Raw genomic sequence first — 18,788 nt, 5'->3', positions numbered from 1 at the left:
AGTTAGAAAGTTAAACTTTATAATCGATTGGTTGTCCGCCGGCTTCGCTGCTCTTATAGGCGGCTTCCACGACCGCCATGGTATGGATAACATCCTCTACAGCTGCGGGCAGCACGGTTATTTCGCCAAGTTTATAGCGCATTAAACTTCCCATGCTCCCAATGAATGCATCGGGAAACCAGGTGCCTTCGATCGGATATTTCACCCATTGTGGTGCACTTCCGTCCGTTGGTTTAATGCAATATTCAAATACATCAGGGACACCATGCGGATAGTCCATTAATACGCCCATCGTAGCTTTTATGGCACCTTTTGTCCCTTCCCATTTAATATAGCTTTCTTGGTGTTTTGGCCCGAAATCATGATCGTGATTGGTATTGACAACGGCGTGTAATGTATCGCCATAATCAAATAAAAGTGTCGTTCGGCTCGACGATAGATCTTTTGCTGGGTGCTTCAATGTCTTCGCATATACCGAGTGTGGATTCCCCAAAAACGAACGGATCAAATCAATATAATGCACACTATGATACAGAATTTCTAAACGTGGATGTACCATCACATGCGGAAAAAGTTGCCAAGGTGTATGTAAGTTTACACGTACCTCCATATCATAAACCTCACCGATATACCCCTGTTCGATGAGCCAACGTGCGGCGTTAACGAATGGCGCTTGACGAAGTTGGCAATTGATCGCCGCCACTAAACCTTTCCGTTGGCAAACATCCAAAATAGCTTCGCTTTCAGGATAATAATCGCCCATGGGTTTTTGAATCAAAACGGCTGCGCCATCAGGCAAGGCCTCCAAGGTTTCGATAAATTTATTGGGCATAATCGTAATGTCGTACACCGCATTTTCCGGCGCTTGTGCTACCGCATCGGCTACCGAATCGTAGACATATGGAATACCAAACTCCTGCGCCAAAGCTTCTGCCTTCGCTTTCGTTCGGTTCACAATGCCATGCACCTCAAAACCGGCCTTACGATAAGCGGGCAGATGGGCATCTTTTACAATACCACCTGCGCCAATAATAACAATGGGCAACGAAGATTTCGGCAATACTGTTTGATAGTTAATAGGTATCATATCCATGTATTTATCTTTTGTTGTGCTTCTGTCAACAAGGACAAACTGCTTTCTTCGCTTTGAATCGCAGCCGTGACCGTGTCGTCCATAATATGTGCAATCTGTGGCCAGTTTGCCAATCTCGGCAACGTACGAGCAGTTTCGTGCAGCTGTGCAAGTTTATTATAAAAAGGAATAGTTTCATTTATTTCCACATCATGCCAGGTTGAATAACGACAGCCAACTCCTCCCTCCAATGTCAAAAGTTTATCGTTCGCTTTGCTCACGGCAAAGCGGATAAAATCGTAAGCTATTTGTTTATACCGGCTACCTGTTGGGATAGCATACAGCCAATAGACATTTAGCGACGGGGACACGCCTGTGTTAGCCGCCGGAATAGGTGCCACGTCTACCTTTCCTTTCACGGCAGACGCATCATCTATTTGTGCCCATGATGCAAAACCGAACCAATTGACCATCATCGCGACCTCTCCACGTGCAAAGGCTTGACCTGCTTGGACAGATTCATAGGTTGCCGATTGCGGATGCAGACAAGTTTGCTTTTGAAATAAGGCTCTATAAAAATCCAAAGCTGCTACCGCTGCTGGTTGATCCAACTGAATAGGTTTATCACCAACAGAAAGCTCCGCACCACGAGACCACAGCTGTATACAAAAGTCAAACACGGCATTATGTCCATCCGGATATCCTGCGAAGACCGTCCCGTAAAGATTGTCTTCCGGTCTGGTAAAGAAATCGGCTACCTTTAAAAAATCATCCCAAGTTTTGGGAACCTCCAGTGCTTTGCCATAGCGCTCTTGAAAACGCCGCTGTTCTTCTTTATTTTCGAATAAGTCTTTCCGCAGCACAAGGCATTCCGGCCCGTCGTGAAAAGGAAGCCCATATAGACTTCCGTTAAAATTTTGCAAGCCCGTTAAGCTATCCGACCAAACATTCGGGTAATCTTCTGGGGGAGCCGTTTGAACAAAGTCATCCAACGCGAACAACCCGTCCGTTTCATACGCTCGTGTTACCCAATCCGTATTGATATGTACGATGTCCCAATCACCATTGCAAAGACCTTTCTGTTCAAAGAAAGCATCCGTTAATTGTTCCAAATCCAACGGTACAAATTCCATTTGTACATCCGAAGGATACTGATTTTGATAAGCTTCCCAACACTTTTCCAACGCGTTTTCGAAAGGATCAAATTTCCGAACTGCAAAACGTAACTTATCCATATAATTCCTCCAATATTTTAGTGGTATGCTCCCCTAATTTCGGAGAACCTTTTGAGGAAACCAATAGTTCTCCATCTATTCGGATCGGACAGCGGGTTGTTTCATACGTAAATCCATCGCCCATCGTTACTTGCTGCACCATATCTAATATTTTAAAACCATTATGCTCCGTCAATCGATTCCAATCTAACACATCCGCACACCATATATCTGCAGCTTCCAAAATACCAAGCCAATGCGTGGTAGGCTTGGTTATTAAATGCTGCATCAAAATCTTTTTAATAGCATCCCGCTCTTTAAATGCTTGTTCGCCGTCGGTAAAGTTTTCCAATTCGGGACAATCCAATAATTGCCTCAATTGCGGAATAGACCCCATCGCCAAGGCTAGAAAGCCGTCTGCTGTACGATATACCCCATATGGAGCGGCCAAATAGGCGTGTGCATTACTCACTTCGCTCCGTTGCGGCAGTAATTGACCATCCCGAAAATAGGTCGTAACGGCTTCAAACTGTATGTCTACCGCTGAATCGAGCATACTAACATGCACGTGTGCGCCGACTTTTTGTATCGCCCGACGGTATAAACAAGCCAAAATAGCACTACACAAGTTGCCTCCGGCAAACATATCTACAATAGATAAGCCCATGGGAACAGGCCCGTTTGTAGCGTCACCACTGAGCCAGGTCATGCCCGTGAGCGATTGTAACAATAAATCTTGCCCAGGCCTAGTCGCCCAGGTGCCTTCTTTTCCGTATCCGGAAATCTCTCCATAAATAACCGTTGGGTTGATTTCCCGAACGTGCGCATAATCAAACCCTAAACGTTCCATAACACCCGGACGAAAATTATGCATCACCACATCCGCTTTAGCAATCAAGTCCCGAATAACACGACAATCCGCCTCACTTTTTATATCCAGCACGATACTTTCCTTATTCCGGTTAATCGCATGAAAAACGGTAGATGTCCCATTTAATACGGTCTCGGAGGTATATAATTGTCGACATATATCGCCCGTGCCCGGCTTTTCCACTTTAATAACCCGAGCTCCCAAATCTGCCAAACGAAGACTCGTTAATGGACCGGATAGAAATTGACTAAAATCTATTACTGTAAAACCTGCTAAGGGTAACATATCAACGTATTAAATAATCTTCCACAATCTTTCCATTATCCTCTCCTACTTTCGGTGCAGGTTTGTCCGCGTACAAATAATGCCCGTCAATGCCATACACGCTCCGGGTTGTCCGCAGCGCGGTTCCGTCATGCAGCGTGATTTCTTGCAACATCCCAGTTTTTACGAAATTCTCTTCCTGCAAAAAGGTATGATAATCATGCACCGATCCACACCAGATACCCGCTGTCTCCAATAAGGTTACCCATTCCTGTGTCGTTTTTTCGCGGAACGTCTGTCCCAATTCCCGCATGATCGTATCCCGCTGCGAGAACCACATCGACTGATCCTGATAGCGCTCTTCGGACAGTCCAATAACGACTGCTATCTTCTGCAAATCGCCCATAGCAAGTGCCAGATAGCCATTCGCTGTTTGGTACAATCCATATGGTGCGCTTAAATACGCATGCCCGCCGCCACGAACTGCAGATCGTTTCGGCAGCTTTCTTCCATCATTAAAATAAGTCGTCAACACTTCAAACTGCATATCCAATGCCGATTCGAGCAAACTAACTTCTACCAACACACCTTCCTCAGTACGGGAGCGTTTCAATAGAGCAGCTAATATACCTTGGGTAAGATGGGTAGCACAATACATATCGATTACGGCTAAGCCAAAAGGTACCGGCCCATCCCCTTCGCTTCCGGATAACCAGGAAAGTCCAGACATGGACTGCACCAGTAGATCCTGTCCGGGCTTTTTCGCCCAAGGGCCTTCGTTTCCATAGCCGGTCACGGTGGCGTATATAATCTTTGGGTTTAGCGCTTTGACACTTTCGTAATCCAAGCCGATTTTTTCCATCACTCCGGGACGAAAATTATGGGTAATGACGTCCGCTTTCTGTATCAACGCTTTGATATCCGCTAGATCCTTTTCGTTTTTTAAATCCGCTGCATACGATTCCTTATTCCGATTTATCGTGTGAAAGACTAAGCTACTATCGTCGACAAAGATGTTTTTAATCGCAATTTGGCGTCCTCCTTCCCCCTTAACGGGACGTTCAATTTTCACCACACGAGCTCCCAAATCCGCTAATCGCAATCCTGCAGTAGGTCCTGCCATAAATTGGGAGAATTCCAGTACTAAAAGGCCGTCTAAAGGTTTATTATCCATTATTACTTTCCCACGTTAATGAATTCCGATACATACTATTCAGTTCGCTCAACACAGCCTGTTCATTTCCGCCATTTTTCAAATAATTCACAACAACATCACCTGCATGGTCCTGGAAATATAGATGCCCGTCATATCGCGGGCGGAGATACGCCCGTTGTAGCGCAGGCAAGGTATTCTTAAAATAATCAGTGGTAGCTAAATTAACCCTTGTATTCTCCCAAGCCCGCAAGTGTCCAGGTTGTCCGCCATTTTCTACGTATAGCGTTTCCTGAATCTCCGGCGAGGCCACAAAACGGGCATAATCCACCGCAACATCAATATGTTTACCCTGAGAAGAAACGGCTAAACCCGCTCCGCCCAATGTACTGATCATCGGTGTTCCCCCTACATCAAGCGTCACCAAATCATGGAAATGCAATAACTTCCTCGCATATCCAGCACGCGAATAATTGGAGTAGCCATACGCAAACGGACAATACGCAATTTCATCTTGTTGCGTCATATCTTCAAATACCTTAAAGGGATTTTTTTCATAAAAACGCGTATCGATATGATCTGCTAGTGACTTGAAAAGTTTCAGCACGAAAACGCCTGTTTCTTCACTTACAACCTCTTCATCGTTCTGACATGGGGCTTCCCCCGATGTACAACAGAACATATAAAAACTCATTAGTACATCAATAGGCAAAAGAGAAAATCCAACACGCCCTTTTTGCGCCAATGCTAAAAGGTCGTCAAACGTACGGGGAAGTGAAACACCCAGCTCTTTCAAAAGATCCGGACGGCTTGCCGCTACTGGTGTCGCCGCATCAATAGGTAATGCCCACTGTTTTCCTTCAAAGTTATAGCTGGCATACGATTGTCCCACACTATTTTCCTCCTGGTCAAGTAAAAAGGTATACGGTAGAAAATCATCAAAAGGAATGACCATTCGTTGTGCCGCTGCGTGACCTGTCCAGGGGTGGTCAATGACCAGCAAATCGTATTCCTTCGCTAGGTCGGTCACCGACTTATCTGCAAACTCTTGTAATGTACGCTTTGTCCAAACGATTTCGATTTCCGGGTGTAACTCTTCATAACGTTGCGCTGTTGCAACCATCGGCACAAATCCTCTCGTATGCCCCCATGTAATCCCTTTCAGTTGGATTTTCTCTTTCTTCATGTATTAAAATTATTGCTATTTTCTTTTATATTACTCACCTGCAAAAAAATTGAAGGGAATCTAGGTTTAGCCTCCCTTCCTAAAGTATAATGAAGTCGTTTATTTTAGTTGCTCGTATTCTAGAGAAGCCAAGATAAAGGTTCCTATCGCCTTTCCTTCATTTTCAACGACCGTGACATCCTTCCCGGCGAGGTAATAATTGATTGTTCCGGTTCGGGAAGGATCTTTGGCGGGACCGAGTCCTGCCGAGGCACAGCTCTTCACGATATCGATTCGACTTCCATCCGGATTCTCTGTCAAAAATTCCTTCAGAATCCCCTGGTAGGCTTTCTCCGCAACAGGACGGTAAGATTCTTTGTCCAAAATCCCCAATCGGATTCCTTTTAGGTAAGCATACGTAAAAATACAAGATGCCGAAGATTCGAGATAATTTGCGGCATCTCCTATATTATAGACTTCTCCTTCCATACGATCTCCCTGACCATCGGCGGTCATGCTGGCATCATACTGCAATAACTGATACCAAAGTCCCGACTCATCATCCTGCCACCGCTTTAGCCCCGAAGCTACTTGATTAGCTATTTCTACTATTTCGGGGTAGGAGGCGTGATTTTTAGGCATAAATTCAAGCACATCGACCAGTGCCGCAAAATACCAACCCATACCACGCGCCCAAAATTCTTGGCTACATCCGACAAACGGATCTTGCTGATTAGCCCAAAAAGAATTGGAATCTGCCGGCGTGGCTGACCATGCATGGTAATTCAATTGCTTTTCTGCATCATACGTTTTCTGATGAATCGTTTTAAATTGCAGGGCGATATCGTCCCAGCTCTCTTTATAAATTGTCGTGTCAGTTACGCCAAATGTAGTTTCCCACTGTGCGTATATTGGCGAGCCCATGTATAGGCCATCCAGCCACATCTGATTAGGATATATGGCTTTATGAAAGAATCCCCCAGCACCCGGCAGGCCTTCGGCAATCCGGGAATGGTCATATTTTAGCGTATTTCGGATCAAGTCCACCACATTTCGGTACCGTTGGGCATCCTTGGTATTTCCTTTTCGCAATTCCTCCTCGTACAGGGTAAAATAGATACGCCCAGCCGGAAGATCATCAATATTACTAGGGCGGAGAGCCGATCCCCCTTTGCTGTTTAGAATCATACTTCCGTCTTCATTTAGGTTCAAATCGGCGAAGGCTTTTACGGATTGGTAATATTCCTCTTTCTCGGGATACTGTTTCCATGTTTCCAACACAGCGCCGGCTACGAGCCCCGATACGTAGTCCCAACCTGTAGAATCCAATTTCGGCTGGTAGTGTCTGTTGCAATAAAAATCTCCCAAACCATGTGATTCAACCATCTTTTGTGACCATATTACGGTATCATTATCCTGTTGTTTGGCACAAGCCATCAATAGGAAGGGTAGTATAGCCTGTATTAAATATTTTTTCATGTTATTCTTCTTATTAAATCTCCCACTAAAATACAATAATTCGACAGACATTATTTAAAGGTGACATACAACAACAGCATAACCACAAACAATGCTCCCCACGCCCATTTTACACGTCCTGTGGGTTTTTCTATCTGAAAACGAAACGCCATTTCATTTTCTTTTTCGTACACAGATTTAGGCATTACCAAGGATATGATTACCCCCAATATCAGTAAGACCAAAAACAAATAAAAAGAGAGCATCAAATAGTGCGGCCAAAAAGTATACACATCTTTTGGAAATACCCATAAATAACATACACCTGTTCCGAGACTCAATACCGCACCGAAAGTCAACAGCGTATTAACCGCCGCCTTATTGGTACGTTTCCACAGGACAGCCATCAAAAAGATAACGGCAAGCGGTGGCGCTATAAAGCCTAAAATTGACTGAAATACATCAAAGAGGTTCAAACCTTTTATCTGATCAATAGCAACAGCCACCAATACGGAAATCAAACAACCTACAATAATTGTATACCGTCCAATCTGCGTTACTTTGCGACTGTCTGCTTGAGGATTGATATGCTTCAGATAGATATCCATGGTGTAAACCGTACTGAGCGAATTGAGTGATGAGCCGATCGTACCCACTAGCACGGCAATTAGTACGACAATAACGAACCCATTTAAGCCAGTCGGAAAGAGGTTAGTAACCATCGTCATATAAGCCAGCGATGGATCATCCAGTCCGGGGAACAGGATGTAACAAATAATACCCGTTAAGATAAAAAGCGGTAAAGAAAGGATTTTTAACCATGCGATAAAATTTACACCCAATTGTCCCTGTTCTAAGTTTTTTGCGCCTAAAACAGACTGTACCATTGCCTGATCTGTACAGAAAAATGCAATAGCGGCGACAGGATATCCCAGAGCAATGGCATACCAAGGATAGTCCGGATCGCCAGCCGGTTTAATTAACGACCAATATCCGTCCGGCGTGCTACCCATTAAAGCCTGTATCCCACCTATCTTCGATAAGCCTAGAAATGTCAATAACGCAGAGACGCCTATCAGCAGAATCATCTGGAAAATATTAATCTTTGCTACTGTTCGTAACCCACCTGTATAAGCAAATAATCCGGCTAGGGCCACGAGTACAATAACCGATTGCCACATAGGAATACCCAATATTTGTCGCACGAGGAAACCTCCGGCAAACAAGCCCAAGGAAAGCCAGGATATCATCATTTTAACCAAGGAGTACCAAGCCAAAATCGTTTGCGTATCCGACCCATATCGTTCCCCCATAAACTCGGGAAGCGTACGCACACCAGATGCTAGATACCGCGGTGCAAAGACAATAGCCAATAAGAAAAGAAATACGAAGGCATACCAGTCAAAGTTTACCGCAACGATTCCTGTCGTATAACCCACCGTAGCAAAAGCCAACAGCATGGACGGGCCGACATTCGTTGCCCACATATTGAACCCAATACTGTACCAACTTAGCGATTTTCCAGCCAGGAAATGCTCAGCCCCTTCTGCATTTTTCCGGGATGAAACAAGACCTATGACAATTAAAGCAATGAGGTATACGACAACGATAGCATAATCGTATATCGTCAATTTGTCTAACAGGTTGTTCATGTCTCCTATTACAAGTTTACACTATATTTGGTCAATAAATCTTTTGGACGGACAGGTTTACCAGAACTAAGCGATTCATCCATCGCCTGCAATAGCGCAATCGTTCCAATTCCTTCTTTCATATCTGGGAATGCTGGTGTATTTTCCCGAATGGCTTTCGCAAAGTGTTCCAAATAATTCTGGTACTCGCCCGCGTGGTGGCTTTTGCCTTCAAAACGGAAATAATGTTTCAATTTATGCTCCCAGGTTAGCATGCGTTCCTCGCCTGTACGGTCGGTAATCGCATAACGCAAATCCATATAATCTGCTTGGCTACATCCTTCTGTGCCGCGCAAAATACAACTCATCTCGCTATCACGTGTAACGGGCTGCACAGGTCCTGTATAAGCTCCGCTCACCCGAGCCACCCGATCGTCTGCTGCTTTCAAAATAAAATGCATCGTATCCGGATTTTGCAAGCCTCCTTTGCGTCCGTTCGCACTAAGCATCCCATATCCCATCACTTCTTCAATATTAGGCAGGTACCAACGGATAAAATCAACAGGATGGCTCAATCCACCGTACAACCATTTAAAGGAGGACTGTAGAGACCAAGGCTTTTCTAAGAACCAACGATGATCGGCATGGTAGTATCCTTCAATCGTAATCAACTCCCCGATCAATCCTGCCTCAAAATCTGTTCGCTGCTTTTTCATCGGTTCAAAAAAGCGGGAGCTCTGCCCCACGAAAACACGCTTTCCAGTCCGTTCGACCAAGCTTAACAATTCGTTGGCATCCGCCAGGTTATCGATAAAAGGTTTTGTGCAGATCACGTGTTTATCATGTTCCAACGCCTGTTTAATATGCGTAGCATGCAAGTGATCGGGCGTATAAATAGCAATGGCTTCGATATCTACATTCTCCAATAGATCTTCATAACGTTTTGTATAAGCATGAAAATCAAACTCTTTCATCCGCTTACGTCCTAATTCCTCATTCAGATCACAAATTTGTACTAACTCGATATGTTCACTTTGCAACGCGCCTGACATGGTACTTCTGCCTTCACCAAGCCCCAGAATACCTAATCTTAATTTCTCCATTTTATATGTTATCTCTTATAAAAAATCCATGTTTCATTTGCTGCCGTACCCGGGATGCCTTCCTGATACTTACCCATCAACTGGTTCCACTTTTCTACTTTCGGATTATCTTTGGTCGTTAATGCATCGATCACTGTAAAGTCCTTTCCTTTGGGGAAAGAAATGTATAGTAACAGTTGCCTGCCGGCCCTATATAGTAATACTTCCTGAAATCTAGCATTACAAAATCCAGCAGCAACTTCAGGCCATTCCGCAAATTGCTTTTCATGATAGCGGAAGTATTCCGCTTGTTTGGATTCGTCGTCCACCAACTGGGTCGTCAATAGCACAAAATCCACTTCATCTGCTTTCTTCGTTACGTCACAATGTTGTTGATCAAAGGTGTAGAATATATCATTGAACATCTTGACAGCAACCGTTGGAAAATTTGCGAGCATAGCACTCGTTAATTTCTTCGCACGTCCGTCGTCCGTCATTAATAACATATAATCACCCCAGCGATATATCTGCGGTTGTTCTATTCCTTGCTCTTCCGCAAACGCTGCAAAGGCATCTTTCGATAGCGATTTTTGCTGATCATATACCTGTACAAATACGGGCTTCGTAAAAGGCACATGCTGGTTAAAGGTATATCCCTCTCCAACGGGTTTCTTCCACTGCAGCAGGCTGTGAAAGGGTTCTTCCAAGCCAGCATTCAGCGTTGCTTTATCCGTTTCAGGACCATTATTTTTCCAAACGACACCAGGTCCATTTGCATTTTTTAAGATTTTGTCTTCGGGAAACCAGTTATAAGAGACGTCCATATAGGCTGATCCCTCATCGGTATACAAATAAAACCAATGATCCGGAATGTGTGCGTAAGGCGATACATAGATACTATCGATCTCATTCCATCGAATCTTCGTACCGGGCTGCGCCGATAGCGTGTAAACCCCTGCTACATCATACATGAACTTACCATAACGTGTGATCCTGTTCCTCTCCACACTATTATTCTTCATGCTGTTAACCGTTGGCGTCCAGCCCCAACCCAAACTGATACCTGAATATGCTACATCGCTGATATCATTATGCGAAATATCGACGCCCTGCACAAAGCCTGCACCGATTCCCACCGCCCCCCAATCTTCATTCGCGGTGTGATGAATCACGTTGTTACGCACAACAACTTCTCTTGATAGCACTCTTTCATCTTTGGGATTATAGGGCAGATGTGCTTCGACTTGGTCTTCGGAAAAAGTACCAATTAATACCGCGTTACCGCCGATATCATAAAACACATTCCCCTCTAGGCGATCGCGATAATTGCCTGCGCAAAAATCAAAACCTGTGGCTGCTAGATGGTTAAATGTACAGTGTTCGAAATGTATATGTTGTGTATTTTTAAGTACAACGGCACTGGTAGGGCGACCTACCCAAGCTTGATTTTCCAAGCCTTTCTTATCAGGCGTACCCGGTTTAGCGAGTTTATACGCTTCATGAAAATATAGCCCGGCTTGTAACGCTACATGCCCATGTGTATTCGGTCTAAACCATGCAGCATGTTCGAAAGATAAGCCTTCTATCTGCACGTGTGCTACGGGGTCTTCTAATGTTCCCTCTATCGCCAGAATAGTTTCTAAATAAGGGAATATAACATCCGCATGTGCTAGATCTTCTCCCTCACGTTTATAATAATAGACTTTTCCTTCGTCTTCGTCCAAAAACCATTCACCTGGCTTATCCAAAAACTGCAGCGCGTTGACTAAACGAAAAGCGGAATTTCCAGACTCTTCCGACAGCCAAGGTTTAGGCCAAGGGTGTTCACTCTGTATCTTGCTCTCTGGTTGATAGAAATATACCTCGATACTATCCTTATGCACCACCGCATCTTTCACGCGCAATTGGGCAACCGCCCACCACTGATGGATAAAAAACTCCATGCCCTCCACAAACTTGAACGTCTTAAACACATTCGGGATAATGGCAGTTTGCTTCTCAAAGTTCCAATTTAATATCCGGGGAAGTTCCATATCACCGTGGCTTTCGGCACGGATAGCTTTGTTATTATTTACCCATAATTGGCGGAAGTTAATGCGTTTTCCACCCACTTTAGGCGCATCAGCCACATAAATATGTTTTCCTTGTTTTTTCCACCCTTCGATCGATCTTCCACCCGAGAAAACAACCTTTCCATCCAACGGGCGTATCCTCGTGGGACTTGCTGCCGTACCGCTATCTTCCGGACGGAGCCGAATCGTTTGCTCAGGGGAATAAATACCTGGTTTAACCCAGATATTTATTCCTTCCGAAATACTCGAATCGTTCAGTCGACGAAGCTCCCGGGCATGACGGATCGCATCTTCCAAAGAACCATAAGGGTTCTCTATCGAACCATCTCGCGACCCGTTTCTACTATTCTTCCCGACATAGATATCTGCAGCGCTGACCGAAACCGCAACGCAGAGCATACCTATCAACCAAACGATCTTCTTACTAATCTTCATACTTTATTTTAATACCCATCATTTTGACCAAACTCTTGCGGGTTGGCGATAACATCTAAAAACTGTTGCGGAATAGGTCTATTCACATTACTGTTTATTACTTAATTATTACCTCTTTTTCGATGATGTTTGTTTTTATTAAGATTTTTCCAACGTTGTTGATCTCTTGTTTTTTTATGATACCAACTGCTAATCCTTTATAGGTATTCCGTTTCGGGGTACTCAATGAACTTAGATCGGCCTGATAACCATTATCTGTGCCTATAACCGTTACATTCTCTTGCGGGATAAACGACAATTCCATATCGCTATCCGGCACAATGGTTCCGTGTTCATCTACCAAAGAAACCGTGAGAAAATGGAGGTCGGTCAAGCCATCTACCGCATAGCGGTCGTGCTCCGTGTCAACGATTACATCCACAGGTTTACCGGCTGTTTTCTTCACTACTTCCTGCACAGCTTTGCCGTCTTTTATTTTTACAGCTTTCAGTTCCCCTGCTTCAAAAAGTACATTCCATGCCGCGTGCAACTGATCGTCTGTTTTTGACCTCTTCCCGAGACTGCGCCCATTCAAAAACAATTCTACCTCATCTGCATTATTGTAATAACACCATACATCCACAGACTCTCCTTCTTTCCAATTCCAGTGCGGCAAAAGATGTAACACTTCTGTATCTGTCCACTCCGATTGATACATATAGTACACATCTTTAGGTAGCCCCGCCAAGTCTACAATGCCGTAGTAGGAACTACGCGCGGGATAGGGGTAAGGTACCGGCTCTCCCAAATAATCGAAGCCCGTCCACACGAAAATACCGCCCAAGAAATCCCGTTTCTTCACTTCCAACCAAGCACGTTCGTGGCTGGTACCCCAATATGCAGCCACATTGTCGTAGGCCGAAACGGTAAAATCGGAATTACCATTGGTCACAAACTTATCCTGAGATGAAGCTGGCCACAATTGAATGGTATCGTGTACACTGTCATATACCCCTCTGGTTTGTAGTGCCGAAGTAGTCTCCGATGCGATCAATGGAACGCCTTTAAACTCCGTGGGTAGTCTATCGTAATCAAAATACTTATAGTTGAATCCCAACACATCTAAAGCTTGCGCCTGTGCGATGAAATTCTTTTCATAATTCGTTTCTGTCAATGCTGCCGTCACCGGACGAGTCGGATCAAGTTTTTTCACCACTTCCGTCATATTCTTTGTAAACGCGATGCCTGTACTATCGAATTGTTCACGGATTTCATTTCCGATACTCCACATAAACACCGAAGGATGGTTACGATCCCGTTTGACAAAGCGAACAAGGTCATCGATATGGTGCTCCTTAAAATCAAGATGGTAATCAAATTTATTCTTACGCTTTGCCCACATATCATACGCTTCGTTTTGTACGAGGAAGCCTAACTCGTCACATAAATCTAGAAATTCTTCTGAAGGTGGATTATGCGCCGTCCGAATCGCATTCACCCCCATATTTTTCATGATCAATAGCTGCCTTTTAGCTGCCGATTTGTTGAACACCGCTCCTAATGCACCTAGATCATGGTGCAAACATACACCGCGTAACTTCAATGGCTTCCCGTTTAAAGAGAATCCCTTCTGTTCATCGAAATGAAAATAGCGAAAGCCCACTTGATAGTTCAATTCATCGATTATCTTACCGTTATTATCCAATAAGCTAATGTTCAAATCATACAAGGTCGGACGCTCAGGCGACCACAGCGCAACAGTACCTAATGATATCTCCTCTTCGAACTGACTACCCGAAAAAGCCAAGGTTTGTTCCGCAATGAGTTTCTTATTTTTATCCTGCAATTTTAATTGCAGTTTGCCGGCCTTTCCTGACACGGCTTGGTTAAGTACTGTCTGCACACGCAGCGTACTTTTATCGGCTGATACCTCAGGCGTCGTGATAAAGGTTTCTGCTCTTAGCAGGTGAATCGGCGAACGTTTTTCCAATCGCACATCCCTATAAATACCCGAACCGGTATACCAACGAGAGTTAGGTTGCAAACTATTGTCTACACGCACGGCGACGACGTTCTGCTCGTTTCCATAACGTAAGTAGGGTGTAAGATCATGCTCAAAAGAAAGGTATCCGTTTATGTTTTTACCTAAATATTTTCCGTTAATCCAAACTTCCGCATAACGGTAGACTCCGCCAAAGTGTAGCGTATAATGGCTTCCTTTATCCTTTTCGGCTAATGGAAAGGTTTTTCTATACCAGCCCACTCCTCCGGGAAGTGCTCCTCCGGCATTTCCGGCTGGATATTGTTCTCCGAAATCGAAACCGATACTCCAATCGTGTGGCAAGGAAACCGTTTTCCAGTTTACCGCCGAAAAATCCGCATGACGAAATTGCAAATCATCTTCTAACGTAAAAGACCAACCTCCGTTAAAATCAATCGCTTCCCTTGGCTGTGCTATACCGGGAAGAGCCGTAACGAACAAAACTAGAAAGGATACTAACTTATTAAACATGACTATGATGATGAGATTTTACTTATTCCGATTTAAACTTTACTTTGCTTTTCCCTCTATCTTGTGAGGTAGCCAAGGCTATGCCTCTATTTCCGTTCTTATCAACAGCACAATAATAATGGTAAACAGTTCCTTTATGCTTGATGACAAAGGATTTATGCGCATACTGATTATCGAAATCTTCTGTAGATTCGATCAGACTGTCGCCCTGCCAGTCCGTCCAATGGATCAAGTCTTTAGAGGCAGCAAACCTGTTGAATGCTCCTTCCCGATCCTTCCAGAACGCTCCGAAATAAAACATGACCCAGGTATTATTGATCCGCTGAATCATCGGGTCACCTGTAATCCCCACGGGATGATGCACAACAGGATCTTTTAAATAACGTTTCCAGTTTTGCATATCATCCGAAACGGCCATACCAATTCGTTCGTACCAGCGTGTAGGCTTATTATTTTCCAAGGAATCACCCACCGCATTATAATACATAATGAAACGGTGCCCGGTATTTCTTTCCTTATCTTCTACCACATAGCTCTTAAACAGCTTATGTCGGTTCTCCCACCAACGCACATCTGCGTCATCGCTCGTTAAAACAGGGTTGTCCAATCGTTGCCATTCTGCTGGTCTAGACGGTTTCTGCGTCGTATAAGCCATACCGATCGCTAAAGGTTCTGGTTCATACCCCACCGATGCTCCCCCAAAATAAGACATCCAATACTTTCCCTTATAGGTATGAAGTTTATAGCTACCTCCCCATTTGGTGTCTATTAATGCGTTGTATCCTGCACGTTGTTTACTGTCCCATTTATCACTGTTTTCTGTTGACATTTGCTTCCCTAAGGTCGTCCAGTTCAAAAGATCTGTGCTCTCGGCCAGCCAGGTCTCATAGCCCTCTCCGTCAAAAACGAGATAACTCATATACCATTTCTTCCCGATGCGATATATACTCGGACAGTCCATCAAATCCCCCTTTTTATCCGGTGTCAATACCAGCCCATATTTATAGGGTGTTTTTACTTCTTGATAGATCCGTTCCATTTCTGCTTCGGAAATCGTTGCCGGTTGCGCCGCACCCATCTTTCCGATCCACAGTAGACACAGCAATAGCCCTATTCTTCTCATTACCTTATTATTTAATATCATATATGCCGGAACCCAACTGAATTTCTGTACCTTCATCTGTCAACCTATGTTCATAAGCGGCCAACTTCTCTCCATTGATTTGATAATCTGAAGATGTCGGAAGCACTAATGTACATTTGCTGTTCACCGGAACTTCGACGTGAAAACCATCTTGTTTCTGTTCAAATTTCACGGTTCCATATGGACTTTCGTAAGCTACCGCTCGTTGTTTCACGACATCCAGCATTTTAGGGGCTATGCGTATATGTTTATAGGCAATAGATCCTTCTTCCTGCCCGAGACCGCCTAACCTTGTATGGAACCATTCCATAAGGTGCCCCAACATAAAGTGATTATTAGAAACAGTCGGTAAAGCGGCCCAGGATTCCGTCAATGCTGTAGCGCCTTGCCGTATCTGATAACCATATCCCGGTCGGGTATCGTCATTATGCATGGCATAGATCAAATCATCACGCCCTGCCTGCTGTAGCACCTGTAACAGATAGCGATGTCCGATATCACCCGCGGTAAAGCTGGTATCTCTATCCACTATATCCTTGATCAGATTCGCCAGCACTTTGTCTTTATCCACTTCATCAACTAGCCCCATGTACAAAGGCATGGCTAACGCCGTTTGGCTTCCGGAGCCATATATCCCGGCATCCTCGTTGTAGAATGTATCGTTGAAAGCGCGATATACTTCCTGTTGCAGCGAATCAGCATAAGTTTTGTAAGCGCTGTCTTCCAACAGGTCCGCAATTTGACTCATCGTCTTCAGATTATAATAGTATATCGCCGTTGCGGTAATTCCAGGTGTCGTTAACTGGGAAAAACCCGGACGTTCGGGACCCAAATCATACCAATCACCCAGTCCATGATAGAGTACATTGTCTTTTGCTTTCCCTTGGAGATAATGCATATATTTTTTCATCATCTCATAGTTATCGCGTAAAAGCGCTTTATTGCCATACCATTGGTAAGCGTACCAAGCCAATAAGATCGAGCTCGATCCCCATTCTGGGGAATCGCGAAACACATCACCTCCCCAATCGAAATGTACGTATTCTGGCGCCGTCTCCGGTACTAAGCCTTCTTTCGTCTGGGATTGTCGCATATCGCTGAGTGATTTGGCAAACAAGCGCTCCGCATCAAAATTATAGTGAACAGACGGCCCCATAAGATGCAGTTGCTCCAACCAACCCAGTTTTTCGCGGTGCGGACAGTCGGTAAATACACTCACCATATTACTCTTTATACCCCAATTGATCAGTGTATGTACTTGGTTAAATAACGTATCTGATGATTGAAAACTTCCGATCTGGCGGGCGCCGTTACGAATATGTTCAGCGGTGATTTCTTGTATCTGGATATCTTGCTCCCCCGCAGGCAGCAAGCGCACTTCGGCATAACGAAAACCATAATAGGTAAAACGTGGACGCCAGCTTGCTTCTCCATCTTGTGCAAATACATATTCGTAATAGTACGGACTTCCCGTGTGTTTTTGGTTTGCACGTCCCTTATCCGTAAGCAACTCTGCCGGATAGATTCGAACCGTATCACCCTGATGACCTTTCATCGTAACATGTACAATACCCGATGCATTTTGGCCAAAATCGTACATCACGATATTTTTTTCGATATGATTTACCGATTTGGGAGCAAAGCGTTCGATGATACGAACGGGTTCCGTTTCCTGTACGCGAAGCGACGGACCGTCGACCAACAGGGCATTATCCCAGGTAGCATCGTCAAAATCTGGGGCATTCCAATTCACCGGTAATACATGCTCATCATAATCTTCCCCACCATACATGCTGGAAAATGTGAGTGGCGATCGATGTACTTTCCAGCTCGCATCACTGACGATCGTTTCCTGCGTACCATCATCGTATCGGTTGACCACTTTCATTTTCATTTTCGGTAGTCCAAAGGCTACTTTATGCTTTTGGTACCGTCCCTTGATGGGCGGAATATAATAAAATCCATTACCAAGCATGACCGCGATCGTATTCTTCCCGTTATGCCAATGCTCCGTTAAGTCATACACGACATAGTATGCTTCTTTATCATATTTTGTCCAACCTGGTTGTAATACGGCACTATCTACCGGTTGAGCATTAAGCAATAGCTCATAATGTCCCAATCCGGAGATATAACCTATAGACGATATTACTTTTTTACCGGTTTCTATATTTTTTCGAAATACCGGTAGCTCATAATTTTTATCGATGCGGAGTTTGCTGGAGCTTAGCGGCAGCGGGTTCACTAAAGAATCCGGCAGTTTCTCTTTCGTAATCCATTGGGCGCCATCCCAATCGGCTTCGGTAAGCAGACCGGTATGAAAACTTTGTACAATACTCTTGGCAACATTTCCTTGATTATCTTTTACTTCTACGCCTGCATAATAGGTTGTCCCAGCCAGAAGGTCTTGTCCTTCATAGCGATTATATAACGCTTGATCTGTAGACACCCAGTTCGAGTCCCATAGAATATCCTGTTGTTTTGACAAATCTGCATTTGAGCTAACCCTAATCCTATACGCAGTTTGCACGACATTATAACCTTTACTCCCCAGTTTCCAACTAAAGGAGGGGATTAGGGTGTTTGTTCCCATGGGATTTTTCCGCCCTTCAATTAATACCTGCTCAACACATAATTTCTTCGACGCGGAACAACTAGACACGCCTATAAAAATAAAGGTGATAAATAGGTGAAAAAAAATGCTTTGATAAATTTTAAGAGCCTTCATCCTGTATA

At 44.3% G+C, this 18,788-nt stretch carries 12 protein-coding genes; all 12 read right to left on the bottom strand.

The features are described 5' to 3' along the window. Positions 1-10 precede the first annotated feature (10 nt). Positions 11-1,087: a Gfo/Idh/MocA family protein gene (locus H8B06_RS19390; RefSeq protein WP_223857798.1), complete on the bottom strand. Its 1,077-nt coding sequence runs from the start codon at positions 1,085-1,087 to the stop codon at positions 11-13. Beyond that, positions 1,084-2,307, bottom strand: a complete 1,224-nt coding sequence (locus H8B06_RS19385; RefSeq protein ID WP_190995855.1) for an extracellular solute-binding protein — start codon at positions 2,305-2,307, stop codon at positions 1,084-1,086. Before H8B06_RS19385 ends, H8B06_RS19390 begins: the two co-directional genes overlap by 4 nt. Continuing rightward, entirely contained in the window at positions 2,300-3,442 is a 1,143-nt protein-coding gene (locus H8B06_RS19380) for a CaiB/BaiF CoA transferase family protein (protein WP_190995854.1), read from the bottom strand. The genes H8B06_RS19385 and H8B06_RS19380 overlap by 8 nt, the downstream gene beginning before the upstream one ends. A 1-nt stretch (position 3,443) precedes the next feature. Beyond that, on the bottom strand, positions 3,444-4,595 hold the full coding sequence (locus tag H8B06_RS19375) for a CaiB/BaiF CoA transferase family protein (RefSeq protein WP_190995853.1): 1,152 nt from the start codon (positions 4,593-4,595) through the stop codon (positions 3,444-3,446). Next, entirely contained in the window at positions 4,588-5,760 is a 1,173-nt protein-coding gene (locus H8B06_RS19370) for an ABC transporter substrate-binding protein (RefSeq protein WP_190995852.1), read from the bottom strand. Before H8B06_RS19370 ends, H8B06_RS19375 begins: the two co-directional genes overlap by 8 nt. A 99-nt stretch (positions 5,761-5,859) precedes the next feature. Further along, positions 5,860-7,218, bottom strand: coding sequence for a glycoside hydrolase family 88/105 protein (locus tag H8B06_RS19365; RefSeq protein WP_190995851.1), 1,359 nt, complete (start codon positions 7,216-7,218; stop codon positions 5,860-5,862). 50 nt (positions 7,219-7,268) lie between these two features. Continuing rightward, positions 7,269-8,849, bottom strand: coding sequence for a sodium:solute symporter family transporter (locus H8B06_RS19360; RefSeq protein WP_190995850.1), 1,581 nt, complete (start codon positions 8,847-8,849; stop codon positions 7,269-7,271). Positions 8,850-8,857: 8 nt separating this feature from the next. Continuing rightward, positions 8,858-9,931, bottom strand: coding sequence for a Gfo/Idh/MocA family protein (locus tag H8B06_RS19355; RefSeq protein ID WP_190995849.1), 1,074 nt, complete (start codon positions 9,929-9,931; stop codon positions 8,858-8,860). Between the two features lie 8 nt (positions 9,932-9,939). Beyond that, entirely contained in the window at positions 9,940-12,417 is a 2,478-nt protein-coding gene (locus H8B06_RS19350) for an L-rhamnose mutarotase (protein ID WP_190995848.1), read from the bottom strand. A 97-nt stretch (positions 12,418-12,514) separates the two neighbouring features. Beyond that, positions 12,515-14,908, bottom strand: a complete 2,394-nt coding sequence (locus tag H8B06_RS19345) for a glycoside hydrolase family 2 TIM barrel-domain containing protein (protein ID WP_190995847.1) — start codon at positions 14,906-14,908, stop codon at positions 12,515-12,517. 22 nt (positions 14,909-14,930) lie between these two features. Continuing rightward, entirely contained in the window at positions 14,931-16,031 is a 1,101-nt protein-coding gene (locus H8B06_RS19340; RefSeq protein ID WP_190995846.1) for a glycoside hydrolase family 130 protein, read from the bottom strand. A 7-nt stretch (positions 16,032-16,038) separates the two neighbouring features. Next, positions 16,039-18,780 (bottom strand): family 78 glycoside hydrolase catalytic domain, encoded by a 2,742-nt coding sequence (locus H8B06_RS19335; protein WP_190995845.1) that lies wholly within the window; start codon positions 18,778-18,780, stop codon positions 16,039-16,041. Positions 18,781-18,788: the final 8 nt, after the last annotated feature.

Source organism: Sphingobacterium micropteri, from assembly GCF_014692515.1.
GTDB lineage: Bacteria > Bacteroidota > Bacteroidia > Sphingobacteriales > Sphingobacteriaceae > Sphingobacterium > Sphingobacterium micropteri.
The sequence above is the reverse complement of the archived record's forward strand: the minus strand, read 5'-3'. Positions and strand labels throughout refer to the sequence as shown.